This is a genomic window from Nocardioides campestrisoli, from assembly GCF_013624435.2.
Lineage (GTDB): Bacteria > Actinomycetota > Actinomycetes > Propionibacteriales > Nocardioidaceae > Nocardioides > Nocardioides campestrisoli.
Map to the genome: position 1 here is coordinate 2783328 of NZ_CP061768.1, position 13543 is coordinate 2796870.

At 73.4% G+C, this 13543-nt stretch carries 16 protein-coding genes and 1 pseudogene; 10 read left to right on the top strand and 7 right to left on the bottom strand.

Annotated elements, in window-relative coordinates:
* Positions 1-44 precede the first annotated feature (44 nt).
* On the top strand, positions 45-296 hold the full coding sequence (locus H8838_RS13075; RefSeq protein ID WP_181312867.1) for a WhiB family transcriptional regulator: 252 nt from the start codon (positions 45-47) through the stop codon (positions 294-296).
* Between the two features lie 53 nt (positions 297-349).
* Here the strand turns inward: H8838_RS13075 and H8838_RS13080 are convergent, their stop codons facing one another.
* On the bottom strand, positions 350-1861 hold the full coding sequence (locus H8838_RS13080) for a sensor histidine kinase (protein WP_181312868.1): 1512 nt from the start codon (positions 1859-1861) through the stop codon (positions 350-352).
* A 73-nt stretch (positions 1862-1934) separates the two neighbouring features.
* Here H8838_RS13080 and H8838_RS13085 point away from each other — a divergent pair, with 73 nt between their 5' ends.
* The 4 genes from H8838_RS13085 to H8838_RS20340 all read left to right on the top strand — a co-directional run bounded on the left by H8838_RS13085 (position 1935) and on the right by H8838_RS20340 (position 5157).
* Positions 1935-2780 (top strand): DUF2785 domain-containing protein, encoded by an 846-nt coding sequence (locus H8838_RS13085; protein WP_185995807.1) that lies wholly within the window; start codon positions 1935-1937, stop codon positions 2778-2780.
* Between the two features lie 66 nt (positions 2781-2846).
* Complete coding sequence (locus H8838_RS13090) at positions 2847-4505, top strand: acetolactate synthase (RefSeq protein WP_185995806.1); 1659 nt, start codon at positions 2847-2849, stop codon at positions 4503-4505.
* 89 nt (positions 4506-4594) lie between these two features.
* The gene (locus tag H8838_RS13095; RefSeq protein WP_185995805.1) at positions 4595-5017 is read left to right on the top strand and encodes a thioesterase family protein; all 423 of its coding nucleotides are present in this window, start codon (positions 4595-4597) and stop codon (positions 5015-5017) included.
* 65 nt (positions 5018-5082) lie between these two features.
* Positions 5083-5157, top strand: a complete 75-nt coding sequence (locus H8838_RS20340; protein WP_369759046.1) for a 50S ribosomal protein bL37 — start codon at positions 5083-5085, stop codon at positions 5155-5157.
* A gap of 80 nt (positions 5158-5237) precedes the next feature.
* On the opposite strand, the gene rsrA is transcribed toward H8838_RS20340, so the two are convergent.
* The 4 genes from rsrA to H8838_RS13120 form a co-directional block, all read right to left on the bottom strand.
* Positions 5238-5498: a mycothiol system anti-sigma-R factor gene (gene rsrA, locus H8838_RS13105; protein ID WP_181312872.1), complete on the bottom strand. Its 261-nt coding sequence runs from the start codon at positions 5496-5498 to the stop codon at positions 5238-5240.
* On the bottom strand, positions 5495-6109 hold the full coding sequence (locus H8838_RS13110) for a sigma-70 family RNA polymerase sigma factor (RefSeq protein WP_181312873.1): 615 nt from the start codon (positions 6107-6109) through the stop codon (positions 5495-5497). The genes rsrA and H8838_RS13110 overlap by 4 nt, the downstream gene beginning before the upstream one ends.
* A gap of 66 nt (positions 6110-6175) precedes the next feature.
* Positions 6176-6823: an alpha/beta hydrolase family protein gene (locus tag H8838_RS13115; RefSeq protein ID WP_185995804.1), complete on the bottom strand. Its 648-nt coding sequence runs from the start codon at positions 6821-6823 to the stop codon at positions 6176-6178.
* The gene (locus H8838_RS13120) at positions 6820-7611 is read right to left on the bottom strand and encodes an SOS response-associated peptidase (protein ID WP_181312875.1); all 792 of its coding nucleotides are present in this window, start codon (positions 7609-7611) and stop codon (positions 6820-6822) included. Before H8838_RS13120 ends, H8838_RS13115 begins: the two co-directional genes overlap by 4 nt.
* A 101-nt stretch (positions 7612-7712) precedes the next feature.
* Between H8838_RS13120 and aroA the strand changes: the two genes are divergently transcribed.
* The 5 genes from aroA to H8838_RS13145 all read left to right on the top strand — a co-directional run bounded on the left by aroA (position 7713) and on the right by H8838_RS13145 (position 11894).
* Complete coding sequence (aroA, locus tag H8838_RS13125) at positions 7713-8999, top strand: 3-phosphoshikimate 1-carboxyvinyltransferase (RefSeq protein ID WP_224766121.1); 1287 nt, start codon at positions 7713-7715, stop codon at positions 8997-8999.
* Between the two features lie 37 nt (positions 9000-9036).
* Positions 9037-10056: a ribosome small subunit-dependent GTPase A gene (gene rsgA, locus H8838_RS13130; RefSeq protein ID WP_185995803.1), complete on the top strand. Its 1020-nt coding sequence runs from the start codon at positions 9037-9039 to the stop codon at positions 10054-10056.
* A gap of 9 nt (positions 10057-10065) precedes the next feature.
* A complete protein-coding gene (hisN, locus tag H8838_RS13135; protein ID WP_181312877.1) occupies positions 10066-10950 on the top strand; it encodes a histidinol-phosphatase in 885 nt (294 codons plus the stop codon).
* A gap of 87 nt (positions 10951-11037) precedes the next feature.
* Positions 11038-11469 (top strand): CBS domain-containing protein, encoded by a 432-nt coding sequence (locus H8838_RS13140; RefSeq protein ID WP_185995802.1) that lies wholly within the window; start codon positions 11038-11040, stop codon positions 11467-11469.
* Positions 11470-11525: 56 nt separating this feature from the next.
* Positions 11526-11894: an FKBP-type peptidyl-prolyl cis-trans isomerase gene (locus H8838_RS13145; RefSeq protein ID WP_181312879.1), complete on the top strand. Its 369-nt coding sequence runs from the start codon at positions 11526-11528 to the stop codon at positions 11892-11894.
* 142 nt (positions 11895-12036) lie between these two features.
* On the opposite strand, the pseudogene H8838_RS20000 reads toward H8838_RS13145, so the two are convergent.
* Both H8838_RS20000 and H8838_RS13155 read right to left on the bottom strand, forming a co-directional pair.
* Positions 12037-12222 (bottom strand): annotated as a pseudogene (locus tag H8838_RS20000) (RNA-binding S4 domain-containing protein); the annotation flags it as partial.
* Between the two features lie 17 nt (positions 12223-12239).
* Complete coding sequence (locus H8838_RS13155; protein WP_181312881.1) at positions 12240-13526, bottom strand: DUF445 domain-containing protein; 1287 nt, start codon at positions 13524-13526, stop codon at positions 12240-12242.
* Positions 13527-13543: the final 17 nt, after the last annotated feature.

Consider the following 13543-nt stretch of genomic DNA (forward strand, 5'->3'; position numbering starts at 1 on the left):
ACCGGTCGCCCTCCCCCCGACCCCAGGAATGAGGAAACTCAGCCATGGATTGGCGCCACCGCTCTGCCTGCCTCGACGAGGACCCGGAGCTGTTCTTCCCGATCGGCAACACCGGTCCGGCCATCCTTCAGATCGAGGAGGCCAAGCAGGTGTGCCGCCGTTGCGAGGTGCGCGAGCTCTGCCTCGCGTGGGCGCTGGAGGCCGGCCAGGACCACGGAGTCTGGGGGGGACTCAGTGAGGACGAGCGCCGGGCCCTCAAGCGTCGTAACGCCCGCACCCGGGTCCGTACCGCCTGAGCTCGTTCCACCTCCGAGCTCGTTCCACTTCTGAGTCCGCTCCACCTGAGCCGTCACCGGCGGCCCGGCTGGGCTCCCCCCTCGACGGGGAGCTTCTCGGCCGGGACGTCGACCACGACCCGGGTCCCGCCGGTGTGGGCGGCTCGCACCACCGCGAGCTGCCCGCCCAGCTCCGACTCCACCAGGGTGCGCACGATGGAGAGCCCCAGGTTCGTGGAGACGTCGAGATCGAAGTCGGCGGGCAGCCCTCGTCCGTCGTCGGTCACCACCACGTGCAGGCGACCCAGGCCCGTCCTGGCCTCCACCCGGATCGTGCCCGACGCCGTGCCCTCCTCCGGGTAGCCGTGCTCGACCGCGTTCTGCAGGACCTCGGTCAGCACCATCGCCAGCGGGGTCGCGACCTCGGAGTCGAGGCTGCCGAAGGATCCCCGTCGTAGCACCCGCACCCGGTCGCCCGCCACGCTCACGTCGGTGACCATCCGGCCCAGCCGGTCGGCGATCTCGTCGAAGTCGACCCGCTCCGTGACCGCCTGGCTCAGCGTCTCGTGCACGATGGCGATCGAGCCGACGCGGCGTACCGCCTCTTCCAGCGCGAGCTTGGCCGCGGGCTCGTCGATGCGGCGCGCCTGCAGGCGCAGCAGCGCCGCGACCGTCTGCAGGTTGTTCTTCACCCGGTGGTGGATCTCGCGGATCGTCGCGTCCTTGGTGACCAGCTCGCGCTCGCGACGCCGCAGGTCGGTGACGTCGCGCAGCAGCACCAGCGCACCGATCCGCTCGCCTCGCGGCATCAGCGGCATCGCCCGCACGACCAGGGAGACCTGGTCGGTGCCCAGCTCGGTGTCGCGGTGCGCGCGGCCGCCCAGCACGGCGCTCAGCGTCTCCTCGTCCGGGCGGCGGCGCGGCGGCACCAGGTCCCGGGTCAGGTCGGCCAGGACCACCCCGGCCAGGTCGCCGGCGAGCCCGAGCCGGCGGTAGACCGACAGCGCGTTGGGGCTGGCGTAGGTGACCCTGCCCGCCGCGTCCACCCGGAGGAACCCGTCACCCACTCGCGGGGTGTCCGCGTGGTCGCTGCGCTGGCCCGGCGGCGGGAAGAACCCCTGGGCGATCATCTGGGTGAGGTCCGAGGCGGTCTCCAGGTAGGCGAGCTCGAGCCGGCTCGGCGTGCGCACCCCCAGCAGGTTGGTGTTGCGCGCGATCACCGCGATCACCCGGCCGTCCCGCCGGACCGGGATGGTCTCCACCCGCACCGGCACGTCGTCGCGCCACTCCGGGTCCCCCTCGCGGACCAGCCGCCCCTGCTCGAGCGCCATGTCCAGCATCCGCCGCCGACCGGCCGGCATGAACGTCCCGACCACGTCGTCGACCAGGGCGGTGGGTCCCGTCGTGGGCCGCATCTGGCCGGCCGCCCAGAACCCGCGGCGCTCGCGGTCCGGCAGCCACATGACCAGGTCGGCGAAGGAGAGGTCGGCGATGATCTGCCAGTCGGCCATCAACAGCGACAGCCAGGCGACGTCGTCGTCGTCGAGGTCGGTGTGGGCGCGCACCAGTTCGGTCAGCGAAGGCACCCGATCACCCTAGGCCCCGCCGACGGGCGACCGGCACGCGCGCTGGGATCCGGACGGCTGGCAGGATGGGTGCATGGCAGCGGGGTACTGGCGCGACGTGATGTCCGGGGGGCTCCCGGTGCCGACGGACCGGCCGCTCGACGAGCTGACCGCCGAGCTGACCAGCATGCTCGGCTCCCCCGACCCGGCACTGCGCGACGGCCTGGCCTATCCCGCCCTCTCCACCTGGATCGCCCGCGGCGTCTACGACGACCTGCTGGCCGGCCTCGGCGACGGCATGGCGACCGGGCTCGAGGTCGGGCTCGGCGGCCGGGGTGACGACTCGGTCTTCCGTCGCGCCTGGTCGGTGCGGGTGCTGGGCGACGTGCTCGCCCGCGACAACGAGATGCGCCTGCTCACCGCCGACCAGGTCGTCCGCTGGGGCGACCGGGTGGCGACCTGGCTGGTGCGCGAGCAGGACCTGCGCGGCTGGGTGCCGGAGAAGGGGTGGGCGCGGGCCCTCGCTCACGGAGCCGACGCACTGGCCGCCCTGGCCGCCTCGCCACACCTCGGGGCGCCGGAGGAGACCGTGCTGCTCGACGTCGTGGCCGACCGGCTGGTGCTGACCCAGGACCAGGTGCCGGTCGACGGGTCCACCGACCGCCTGGCCCGGGCCACGATGGCGGTGCTGCGCCGTGAGCTGGTCCCGTTCAAGGTGCTCGAGCCCTGGGTCGCCCGGATCGCTGCGCACGCCTCGCCGTACGGCGCTCTCGGCGGCCCCGTGGGAGACCCCCTCGCCCGGACCGCGGCCTCCCAGGCCTTCCTCCGGGCGCTCCACCTCCAGCTGCTGCTGGCCCCCGAGCCGCCCTCGGTCCGCTCCGACCTGCTCCTGGTGGTGGTGGCGGCGCTGCGCGAGACGAACGCCGACCATCTCCTGTGAGCTGCGCAGGAGGTGCTCTGGGCTGAGATCCCTCCGCGCCTTCTACGAGTGAGTAACCTGCGTCACATGACCAACGAAGAGATCTCCGGCCACGCGGGCGAGCTGGCCGTCGCCGCCGCCCGGGCCCACGGCGTCGAGACCATGTTCACGCTCTCGGGCGCCCACGTCTTCCCGATGTACGACGGCGCCGTCAAGGCCGACCCGCCGATGCGCCTGCTCGACGTCCGGCACGAGCAGACCGCGGCGTTCGCGGCCGAGGCCACCGGCAAGCTCACCCGGACCCCCGGGCTGGCCGTGCTGACCGCCGGGCCGGGCGTCACCAACGGCATCAGCGCGATCGCCCAGGCCCAGTTCGCCGGGTCGCCGATGGTGGTCGTCGGCGGCCGCGCGCCGGCGAACCGGTGGGGCACCGGCAGCCTGCAGGAGCTGGACCACCCGCCGCTGATCGCTCCCGTCTCCAAGCTGGCCCGCACCCTGCACACCGCCGGGGACGTGCTCGGCGGGATCGACGAGGCCTTCCGGGTGGCCGGCAGCTCGCACCGCGGACCGGTCTTCGTGGACGTGCCGATGGACGAGTTCTTCAGCTCCGCCTCGGGTCCCGCGCCCACCGGTGCGCGCCCCGCCCCCGTGGAGCCCGACGCCGACGCCGTGGCCCGGATCGCCGGGCTGCTGGCGGCCGTGTCCCGCCCGGTCCTCGTGCTGGGCACCGACGTGTGGGCCGACAGGGCCGAGGACGCCGCGCTCCGGCTGGTGGAGTCCACGGGCGTGCCCACGCTGACCAACGGCATGGGCCGCGGGATCGTCCCCGGCAGGCACCCGCTGCTGGTCACCAAGGCCCGGGGACAGGCCCTGGGGCAGGCCGATCTGGTCGTGGTGGTCGGCACCCCGCTGGACTTCCGGCTCGGCTACGGCGCCTTCGGCGGCAAGGACGGTGCCCCCGAGGCGCAGGTCGTGCACGTGGCCGACTCTCCCGGGCAGCTCTCCGGCCACGCGAAGCTGGCCGCCTCGGTCAGCGGCGACCTCTCGCTGGTCCTCGACGGCCTGGTCGCGGCGCTCGAGCGTGCCCCCCGCCGTCCCGACTGGTCGGCCTGGGTCTCGGACCTCCAGGCGACCGTGGCCTCCGCCACCGAGCGCGACCGCGCGCTGCTGGGGGCCGAGGCGGACCCGATCCACCCCGCGCGGATCTACGGCGAGCTGCTCCCCCGGCTGGCCGACGACTCCGTGGTGATCGGGGACGGCGGTGACTTCGTCAGCTTCGCGGGGAAGTTCGTCGAGCCCCAGCGGCCCGGCGGGTGGCTCGACCCGGGGCCGTACGGCTGCCTGGGCGCCGGACTGGGCTCCGCGATCGCGGCGCGGCTGGCCCGTCCCTCGGCACAGGTCACGCTGCTGCTGGGCGACGGGGCCGCAGGATTCTCGCTGATGGACGTGGACACCCTGGTCCGCCACGACCTGCCGGTCGTGATGGTGATGGGCAACAACTCCGCCTGGGGCCTGGAGAAGGGTCCGATGCAGATGCTCTACGGCTACGACGTGGCCGCCGACCTGGGTCAGCGGACCGGCTACGACGACGTGGTCAAGTCGCTGGGCGGTGCGGGCGAGACCGTCACCGACCCGCGCCAGATCGGCCCGGCCCTGGACCGCGCGTACGCCTCGGGGGTGCCCTACCTGGTCAACGTGATCACCGACGTGGACGCGGCGTACCCGCGCAACACGTTCGGGATCTGAGCAGGCTCGTTCCCCACCCCCCACCCCGACACCGCACACCGATCGACACCATCCGGCACCCGCCGGACACCGACACCGCAGGAGAGCCCGTGACCGACCGTCAGCCCGATGCCCAGCCCGAGACGCCCGGGAGCGCGACGCTGCGCTTCACGGTCTCCGAGACGGACACGGCGCTGGCGGTCGGCAGCGGGTCGCTGCCCGTGCTCGGCACGCCTCGCCTGCTCGCCTGGTGCGAGGCGGCCACCTGCGCGGCGCTCGAGCCGGCGCTGACGCCGGGGTCCACCAGCGTCGGCACCCGGGTCGAGCTGGAGCACCTCTCCCCCAGCCCGGTCGGTCAGGAGGTGGAGGTCACGGCCACCACGACGTACACCGACGGGCGGCTGCACCGCCTCTCGGTGGCGGCCCGGCACGTCACGGACGGGCGGGCGGGGGCGGTCGTGGGCACCGGCGAGGTGACCCGCGTCGTGGTCGACGCGACCCGATTCCTGGCCCGGATTTCTCCGGCTGGGTGACCTTTGAGAGACTGACCCTTGGCCCTTCGCTGTTCGCAGGGTCGACCCGACCGCAGGAGGACACCATGGGCAAGACCGGCCGCAAGCGCCGCGCTCGCAAGAAGAAGGGCGCGAACCACGGCAAGCGCCCCAACGCCTGAGCGCTTTCTAGCACTGAACCCCCGCGCCGTTCCGGCCCGGGGGTTCGCTGCTTCCTGCGCTGGTCCGCGCCGGGTTGAGGTCAGCCCTCGGTGATCCGGACCTGGACCTCGCGGATCTGCATCAGCACCCGCTCGCGCAGCGCGGACGGCGCCTGCTCCTGGCAGGACCGGGCCACCACGGTCTTCACCGTGCGCTGCAGGTCGAAGCGGCTCAGGCAGGGCCCGCACTCGTCGAGGTGCCGCTGCACCGCGGCGCAGTCCGCGTCGTCGAGCTCGTTGTCGAGGAAGTAGACGATCCGTTCGAGGTAGTCGGCGCAGTCCTCGCCGTGCTCGTGGCTCATGACTTCTTCCCCTTCTCGACCGAGCCCGCGCTCAGCAGGTCGTGCTCCGTCACGTAGTCGCTCAGCATGTCCCTCAGCTGCCGGCGACCGCGGTGCAACCGGGACATGACCGTCCCGATCGGCGTCTCCATGATCTCCGCGATCTCCTTGTAGGGGAATCCCTCCACGTCGGCCAGGTAGACCGCGAGCCGGAACTCCTCCGGGAGCCGCTGCAGGGCGTCCTTGACCTGCGAGTCGGGCAGGTGCTCCAGGGCCTCGGTCTCAGCCGACTTCAGGCCGCTGGAGCTGTGCGACTCGGCGCGAGCCAGCTGCCAGTCCTCCACGTCCTCGGCCATCGACTGCTGGGGCTGCCGCTGCTTCTTGCGGTAGGTGTTGATGAACGTGTTGGTGAGGATGCGGTACAGCCAGGCCTTGAGGTTGGTGCCCGGCTTGAACTGGTGGAAGGAGGCGAACGCCTTGGCGAACGTCTCCTGGACGAGGTCCTCGGCGTCCGCGGGGTTGCGGGTCATCCGCATCGCGGCCGAGTAGAGCTGGTCGAGGTACTGGAGAGCATCGCGCTCGAACCGCTCGGTGCGCTGCGCGTCGGTCTCTTCCGTCAGGGCGTCATTCATCGGGTCCCACACTAGCGGGACACCGGATTCGGGGACTGTTGCGAGCACGTCGGGGTCAACACGACCTCAGCCCGCTCCATTCCCCGAGATCTCCCGGACGATCCACTCCACCGTCGACTCGACCAGGATCCCCAGGGCCTCGTCCCGGCTGATCCGTGACCGGGTCGGGACCTTGAAGGAGTGGTCCGCGTCGGGCACCACGGCCAGGTCGACGCCCGCGGGGAACTCCTCCGGCCGCCCGAACGGGTCCCGCTCCCCCTGCACCACCAGGGTGGGCAGGCCGACCCCGAGCAGCTCCTCGACGCGGGACTTCTCCGGCTTCCCGGGCGGGTGCAGCGGGAAGGCGAGGGCCAGGCAGCCCGAGGCGCCGAGCCGCCGGGCGCTGCGGGCTGCGGACCGCGCGCCCGCCGAGCGACCACCCACCACCAGCGGCGTACGCACCCGGAGCTGGTCGGAGGCCACCCGCAGTGCCTCGTCCAGGGTGGCCGGCGGCCCGGCGAGCTTGCGTCCGGCGCGGCGCCAGGGCTGCTCCAGCAGGACGACCGTCACGCCGACGGACGGGAGTGCCGCCGCGAGCGCCTGGAGGTCGGGGGCCTCCAGCCCGCCACCGGCCCCGTGGCTCAGCAGCAGGGTCGCCACCGGCCGTCGGGAGCGGTGGGTGACCAGGCGTGCCTCACCGCGCGGAGTCTGCACGAGGCGTTCGGCGCCGCTCATCGCGACTCCCGGGACGCGACCTCGTCGACCACGGCCGGATCCAGGTCGGTCAGCGGCAGCGGCTCGACCAGCTCGGGGCCGTTGTTGCGGACGTTGCTGACCAGGGTCGAGACCGGGTAGGCCTCCAGCCGCCCGGGCGACGCCGGCTGGAGCAGCGCCCGCAGGTCGTCGCCGGAGGCGCCCGGGTCGAGCCAGTCCGACCACCGCGCCTGGTCCAGCATCATCGGCATCCGGTCGTGGATGTGGCCCAGCTCGTCCTCGGCCTCGGTGGTGATCACGGTGCAGGTCCAGCGGAAGCGGTGCGGGTCGTCGTCCGCCCGGGCGGGGTCGCGCCATATCTCGTAGAGCCCGGCCATCGCCAGCACCCCGTGGTCGCGGGGCCGGATGAAGAAGGGCTGCTTGCGCGGCTTGCCGGCCGCGGTCAGGACCGACGTCGGGTACCACTCGTAGTAGCCGTCGGCGGGCAGCAGGCAGCGGCGGGACGCGAACGCCTTGCGGAAGGCGGGCTTCTCCGCCACGGTCTCCACCCGGGCGTTGATCATCCGGTTGCCGATGGCCGGGTCCTTCGCCCAGGACGGGACCAGTCCCCAGGTGAGCACCCGCAGCTGGCGCTCGGGCTCCTGCTCCCCCTCGTCGCGCCGGGCGGGGCGCTCGAGCACCGCGTAGACCTCCTTGGTGGGCGCCACGTTCCAGTCCGGCGCCAGCGCCTCGGCGACCCGGGGCGTCACCACCTCGAACTCCTCGACGAGGTCCTCGGGGGCCCGACTGGAGGCATAGCGACCGCACATGCGTCCCACCCTAGGGCCGCCGGGCGAGCCCGTCGTGCAGGCGCGGGGCTCCCGACCGGACACCAGGTGCCCGCGGGAGCGGGCCCTACTAGGGTGACCGGGTGACCTCGCAGCCGCTCCGCGACGTGGACCCCTGGCCCGCGCCCCGTGTCCGTCGCCCGGTGGACCTCACCGTCTCGCTGCCCGGAAGCAAGTCGCTGACCAACCGCGCGCTGGTGCTGGCCGCGCTCGCCGACGGTCCCAGCGTGGTGCGCCGCGCGCTCCGCTCGCGCGACACCCTGCTGATGGCCGAGGCGCTGCGCGCGCTCGGCACCCGAGTGGAGACCGACGGCGACGACTGGCAGGTGAGCCCCGCCGCCCCCCTGGTGGCCGGCGCCCAGGTCGACTGCGGGCTGGCGGGCACCGTGATGAGGTTCGTGCCCCCGGTGGCCGCCCTGGCCCAGGGGGACACGACGTTCGACGGTGACGCCCACATGCGCAACCGCCCGGTCGGCACGGTGCTGGAGGCGCTGCGCGCCCTCGGCGTCGGGGTCGAGGACGCGGGACGCGGCTCGCTCCCCTTCACCGTGCGCGGGAAGGGCTCGGTGCCGGGCGGCCGGGTGGTGCTCGACGCGTCGGCCTCCTCGCAGTTCGTCTCGGCCCTGCTGCTCGCCGGTGCCCGCTACGCCGAGGGCGTGGAGGTGGTGCACGAGGGCAAGCCGGTGCCCTCCCTGCCGCACATCGAGATGACGGTCCAGATGCTGCGCCAGCACGGGGTCGAGGTCGACGACGGCGAGGCGGACCGGTGGCGGGTGCGGCCAGGGGCCATCCGCGCCGTCGACCACACCATCGAGCCGGACCTGTCCAACGCGGCGCCCTTCCTGGCCCTGGCCGCGGTCTCCGGCGGGAGGGTGATGGTCCGCGACTGGCCACGCCGGACCACCCAGGCCGGGGACGCGCTGCGCCAGATCCTCACCCTGATGGGGTGCCGGGTCCAGCTCACCGACGCCGGTCTGGTGGTGGAGGGCACGGGCGTCCTGCACGGGGTCGACCTGGACCTGCACGACGTGGGCGAGCTGGCCCCCGCGGTCGCGGCGCTCTGCGCGCTCGCCGACTCCCCCTCGCACCTGCGCGGGATCGCGCACATCCGCGGTCACGAGACGGACCGGATCGCCGCGCTGGCCACCGAGCTCGCGGCCCTGGGGGCCGACGTGGTGGAGCGCGAGGACGGTCTCTCCCTCACCCCGGCTCCGCTGCACGGCGGGGTCTTCCACACCTACGCCGACCACCGGATGGCGCACGCCGGGGTGATCCTCGGGGCCGCGGTCGACGGCGTGCAGGTCGAGGACGTGGCCACCACGAGCAAGACCTTCCCCGACTTCGCCGCCTTCTGGTCGGGCCTGTGGTGACCGCGTCCTCGAGGCTCGCCGGGGAGCTGGGCACCCGATGAGCCGCCGCTACGACGAGACCGACCACGAGCACTACGAGCGTCCGCGGCGCCGTACCCGGCCCCGGACCAAGGAACGGCCCTCCTACGACGACGCGGTCGACGGCGTGGTGGTCACCGTGGACCGCGGCCGGTTCACCCTGCTCATCGAGGACCGCACGGTGATGGCGATGAAGTCGCGGCCGCTGGGCCGCAAGGGCGTCGTGGTGGGCGACCGGGTCCGGGTGGTGGGCGACGTCAGCGGCCGCGACGGCTCGCTGGCGCGGATCGTGGAGGTGATCCCGCGCACGACCACGCTGCGGCGTACCGCGGACGACGACGACCCGGTCGAGCGGGTGATCGTCTCCAACGCCGACCAGCTGGTGGTGGTCACCGCCCTGGCCGACCCCGAGCCCCGGCCGCGACTGATCGACCGGGCGCTGGTGGCGGCGTACGACGCCGGCATGGCCCCGCTGCTGTGCCTGACCAAGGCCGACCTCGCCGACCCGGAGGTCCTGCTCTCCACCTACCGCTCGCTGGGCGTGCCGTGGGTGGTCACCTCCCGCGGGGGCGATCTGAGCGAGCTGCGCGACCGGCTGCGCGGCCGCACCAGTGTCCTGGTGGGCCACAGCGGCGTGGGCAAGTCGACCCTGGTCAACGCCCTCGTGCCCGACGCCCACCGCCTGGTGGGGCACGTCAACGCCGTCACCGGCCGGGGCCGGCACACCTCGACCTCGGCCTACCTGCTGCCGCTGCCGCACGGGGAGGGCTGGATCATCGACACCCCGGGCATCCGCTCCTTCGGCCTGGCCCACGTCCGCCCCGAGCGGTTGATCGAGGCGTTCCCGGACCTGGACGAGATGACCGAGGGCTGCCCGCGCGGCTGCACGCACGGCGCCGGGGAGCCCGAGTGCGGGCTGGACGAGGCACTGGCCGCCGGCGAGGCCGAGCCCGAGCGGGTCGACTCCTTCCGCCGGCTGCTGGCGGCCCGGGAGGGCCACGGAGCCGACCCTGGCGGATCGACGGCGGCGGGGGAATAGCCTGTGCCCATGTCCCCCCACGGCAACGCCACCCCGGACTACACCGACGACCTCCGTCTGGCCCACCTGCTGGCCGACGACGCGGACTCGCTGACCGAGTCCCGGTTCAAGGCGTTGGACCTGCACGTGATGAGCAAGCCCGACCTGACCCCGGTCACCGACGCCGACCGCGCGGTCGAGGAGGGCATCCGCCGCACGCTGTCGCGCGTCCGGTCCCGGGACGCGGTCCTCGGCGAGGAGCAGGGCTCCAGCGGGCACAGCCAGCGCCGGTGGATCGTGGACCCGATCGACGGCACCAAGAACTTCGTCCGCGGCGTCCCGGTCTGGGCCACCCTGATCGCCCTGGAGGTCGACGGCCGGGTGGTGCTGGGCGTGGTCTCGGCGCCGCAGCTCCAGCGCCGCTGGTGGGCCTCGGAGGGCAACGGCGCGTGGACCGGTCGCTCCCTGATGAAGGCCACCCGGTGCGAGGTCTCCGACGTACGCCGGCTCGAGGACGCCTCCCTGTCCTACAGCTCGCTGTCGGGCTGGGAGGACCGCGGCCGGCTCGACGACTTCCTCTCCCTGTCCCGACGCTGCTGGCGGACCCGGGCGTACGGCGACTTCTGGTCCTACATGCTGCTCGCCGAGGGTGCCGTCGACCTGGCCGCGGAGCCCGAGCTGGAGATCTACGACATGGCGGCGCTGGACATCATCGTGCGCGAGGCGGGCGGCCGGTTCACCTCCCTGGCCGGCGACGACGGCCCCTTCGGTGGCAACGCCGTGGCCTCCAACGGCCACCTGCACGAGGCCGCGCTGGCCTTCCTCGGCACCTCGCCCGACGACGAGACCGACCCCGACGCGCGCCCCTCCGGCAACGGCTCGGTGCACGAGCTGCGGCGCCGCCCGCCGTCCTGAGCCTGTTCAGCCACCTCGGCGGCCACTAGCGTGGAGCCACGTACCCACCGCCGCGTCCCAGACGACCCGGCTGCCACGGAGGTCACCATGCGCATCAGCGACGTACTCAACGGCAAGTCGATCAAGGAAGTCATCACCGTCCCGCCCGACGCACCGGTACGCGACCTGGTGGACCTGCTGACCGAGCACAACGTCGGCGCCCTCGTGGTCAGCCACGACGGCCAGGCGCTGGACGGCATCGTCAGCGAGCGGGACGTGGTGCGGCGGCTCGCCTCCGACCCCGACCTGCTCACGCACAGCGTGCGGACGATCATGACCACCGACGTGCACACCTGCGAGACCACCCAGTCGCTGGAGGACCTGATGCTGCTGATGACCCAGCGGCGGATCCGCCACGTGCCCGTGGTCGAGGACGGAGGACTGGTCGGCATCATCAGCATCGGGGACGTGGTGAAGAATCGGATCCAGGAGCTGGAGTTCGAGAGAGACCAGCTCGACAGCTACGTCCACCAGAGCTGAGCGCCCCGCTCGGCCCGCACCGCCGGCTCCGGGCCGGCAGACAGGCAGGCACGCCCATGCAGAAGCCCGAGGTCGACCCGCACATGGGAGACGCCCCCACCGACCTGGAGGTCACCGACCTGGTCGAGGGCGACGGCGCCGAGGCCGGCGCCGGCAACACCGTCTCGGTCCACTACGTCGGGGTCGCCCACTCGACCGGCGAGGAGTTCGACGCCTCCTACAACCGCGGCGCCCCGCTGCAGTTCCGCCTGGGCATCGGCCAGGTCATCGCCGGGTGGGACCAGGGTGTCCAGGGCATGAAGGTCGGCGGCCGCCGCCGGCTCGTCATCCCGCCGCACCTGGGCTACGGCGACCGCGGAGCCCCCGGCGCCATCGCCCCCGGCGAGACGCTGATCTTCGTCGTGGACCTGCTCGAGGTCCGCTGACCCGTACGTCTCACCAGGGCAGGTCGTCCGCCACGTCCCCCGTGGCCACGCGGGCGGCCTGTCCTGCGGCGTCCTCGCCCGCTCCCGGCTCGGTGCTCTCCCCCGCCTCGCCCTCCTCCGCGTCGCGCTGCGGCAGCAGGAGGACGACGTCGCCGACGACCAGCTGACGACCCCGCCGGGTCTCCGGCTCCCCGTTGACCCGGACCAGGCCCGCCGCGAGCAGCGTCTTGGCCTCGGACCCGTGCTCCACCAGGTTGGCGAGCTTGAGGAACTGACCGAGCCTGATCGACTCGTCACGGATCGGGACGTCCACCGGTTGTGCGCTCATCTGCCCATCGTCGCTCATCAGTGCCCCAGCAGCACGCTCGCGGTGTGGATCAGCACCCCGACCAGGCCGCCGACCAGGGTGCCGTTGATCCGGATGAACTGCAGGTCGCGCCCGACGTGCAGCTCGATCCGCCGCGCGGCCTCCTTGCCGTCCCAGCGCTCGACCGTGTGCGTGATCACCGCGGTGATCTCCGCGCCGTACCGCTCGACGGTGAAGACCGCCAGGTCGGCGGCGCCGCGGTCCAGCCGCTCCCGCAGCCCGGCGTCCTCCCGCAGCCGCAGCGCGAACGCCTCGAGCTCGCGCAGCGCCCGTGCCCGCACCTCGCCCTGGGGGTCGCGCAACGAGCCCAGGAAGGCGCGGCGCAGGGAGTTCCACAACGACACCGCGGTCGCGCTGACCTGCGGGTGGTCCAGCAGCCGCTCCTTGAGCGACTCCGCCCGCTGCTGCGTCGCCGGGTCGGACTGCAGGTCCTGGGCGAGCTGGGTGAGCATCGAGTCGAGCGCCACCCGTGCCTGGTGCTCCGGGTCGTCGCGGATGTCCTCCAGCCAGCGCACCACCTCCACGTGCACCCGGGAGGTGACCGCCTCGTTGAGCCGGACCGGGGTCCACCAGGGGGCGCGCTGGGAGAGCACCTCGGTGAACGTCTCGGGGTTGCGCACCAGCCAGCGGTGCAGCTCCTCGATCCCCAGGTCCACCAGCCCGTGGTGGGTGCCGTCGTGCACCACCTCGGCCAGCAGGGTGCCGGCCAGCGGCGCGATCGGCTCGTCGCGGAACCGGGGCACCAACGCCTCGGTGACCAGGTCGGCCACGTGCTCGTCGCGCACCTTCGCCAGACCGATGGCGATCACCTCGGCGGCCTCGTCGACCACCCGCCGCGCGTGCGCCGGCTCCGCGAGCCAGGCGCCCACCCGGGCGGAGACGGCCGCGTTGGCCACCCGGTCGCGGATGATGTCCTCCTGGAGGAAGTTCTCCCCCACGAACTCCTCCAGGCTCTTGCCCAGCTCGTCCTTGCGCCTGGGGATCAAGGCCGTGTGCGGCACCGGCAGCCCCAGCGGGTGCTTGAACAGCGCGGTCACGGCGAACCAGTCGGCGATCGCGCCCACCATCGACGCCTCCGCCCCGGCGTTGACGAAGCCCCAGAACCCGTCCTGCCCGAGCGTGGCCACGTAGACCACGGCGGCGAAGACCAGCAGCGAGACGGCGAGCGTCCGCATCCGGCGCAGGCCGCGGCGGCGTGCCGCGTCCGCCTCCGGGGCGGCCGTGACGATCGGCAGGGGGCGGGGACTCGGCACGGTGTCGTTCATCGGACCCATCTTCCACG

Coding starts and splice junctions, on each gene's coding strand:
- H8838_RS13075 (WP_181312867.1), top strand. CDS start 45: ATGGATTGGCGCCACCGCTCTGCCTGCCTCGACGAGGACCCGGAGCTG.
- H8838_RS13085 (WP_185995807.1), top strand. CDS start 1,935: ATGGCAGCGGGGTACTGGCGCGACGTGATGTCCGGGGGGCTCCCGGTG.
- H8838_RS13090 (WP_185995806.1), top strand. CDS start 2,847: ATGACCAACGAAGAGATCTCCGGCCACGCGGGCGAGCTGGCCGTCGCC.
- rsrA (WP_181312872.1), bottom strand. CDS start 5,498: ATGAGCCACGAGCACGGCGAGGACTGCGCCGACTACCTCGAACGGATC.
- H8838_RS13110 (WP_181312873.1), bottom strand. CDS start 6,109: ATGAATGACGCCCTGACGGAAGAGACCGACGCGCAGCGCACCGAGCGG.
- H8838_RS13115 (WP_185995804.1), bottom strand. CDS start 6,823: ATGAGCGGCGCCGAACGCCTCGTGCAGACTCCGCGCGGTGAGGCACGC.
- H8838_RS13120 (WP_181312875.1), bottom strand. CDS start 7,611: ATGTGCGGTCGCTATGCCTCCAGTCGGGCCCCCGAGGACCTCGTCGAG.
- rsgA (WP_185995803.1), top strand. CDS start 9,037: ATGAGCCGCCGCTACGACGAGACCGACCACGAGCACTACGAGCGTCCG.
- hisN (WP_181312877.1), top strand. CDS start 10,066: ATGTCCCCCCACGGCAACGCCACCCCGGACTACACCGACGACCTCCGT.
- H8838_RS13140 (WP_185995802.1), top strand. CDS start 11,038: ATGCGCATCAGCGACGTACTCAACGGCAAGTCGATCAAGGAAGTCATC.
- H8838_RS13145 (WP_181312879.1), top strand. CDS start 11,526: ATGCAGAAGCCCGAGGTCGACCCGCACATGGGAGACGCCCCCACCGAC.
- H8838_RS13155 (WP_181312881.1), bottom strand. CDS start 13,526: ATGAACGACACCGTGCCGAGTCCCCGCCCCCTGCCGATCGTCACGGCC.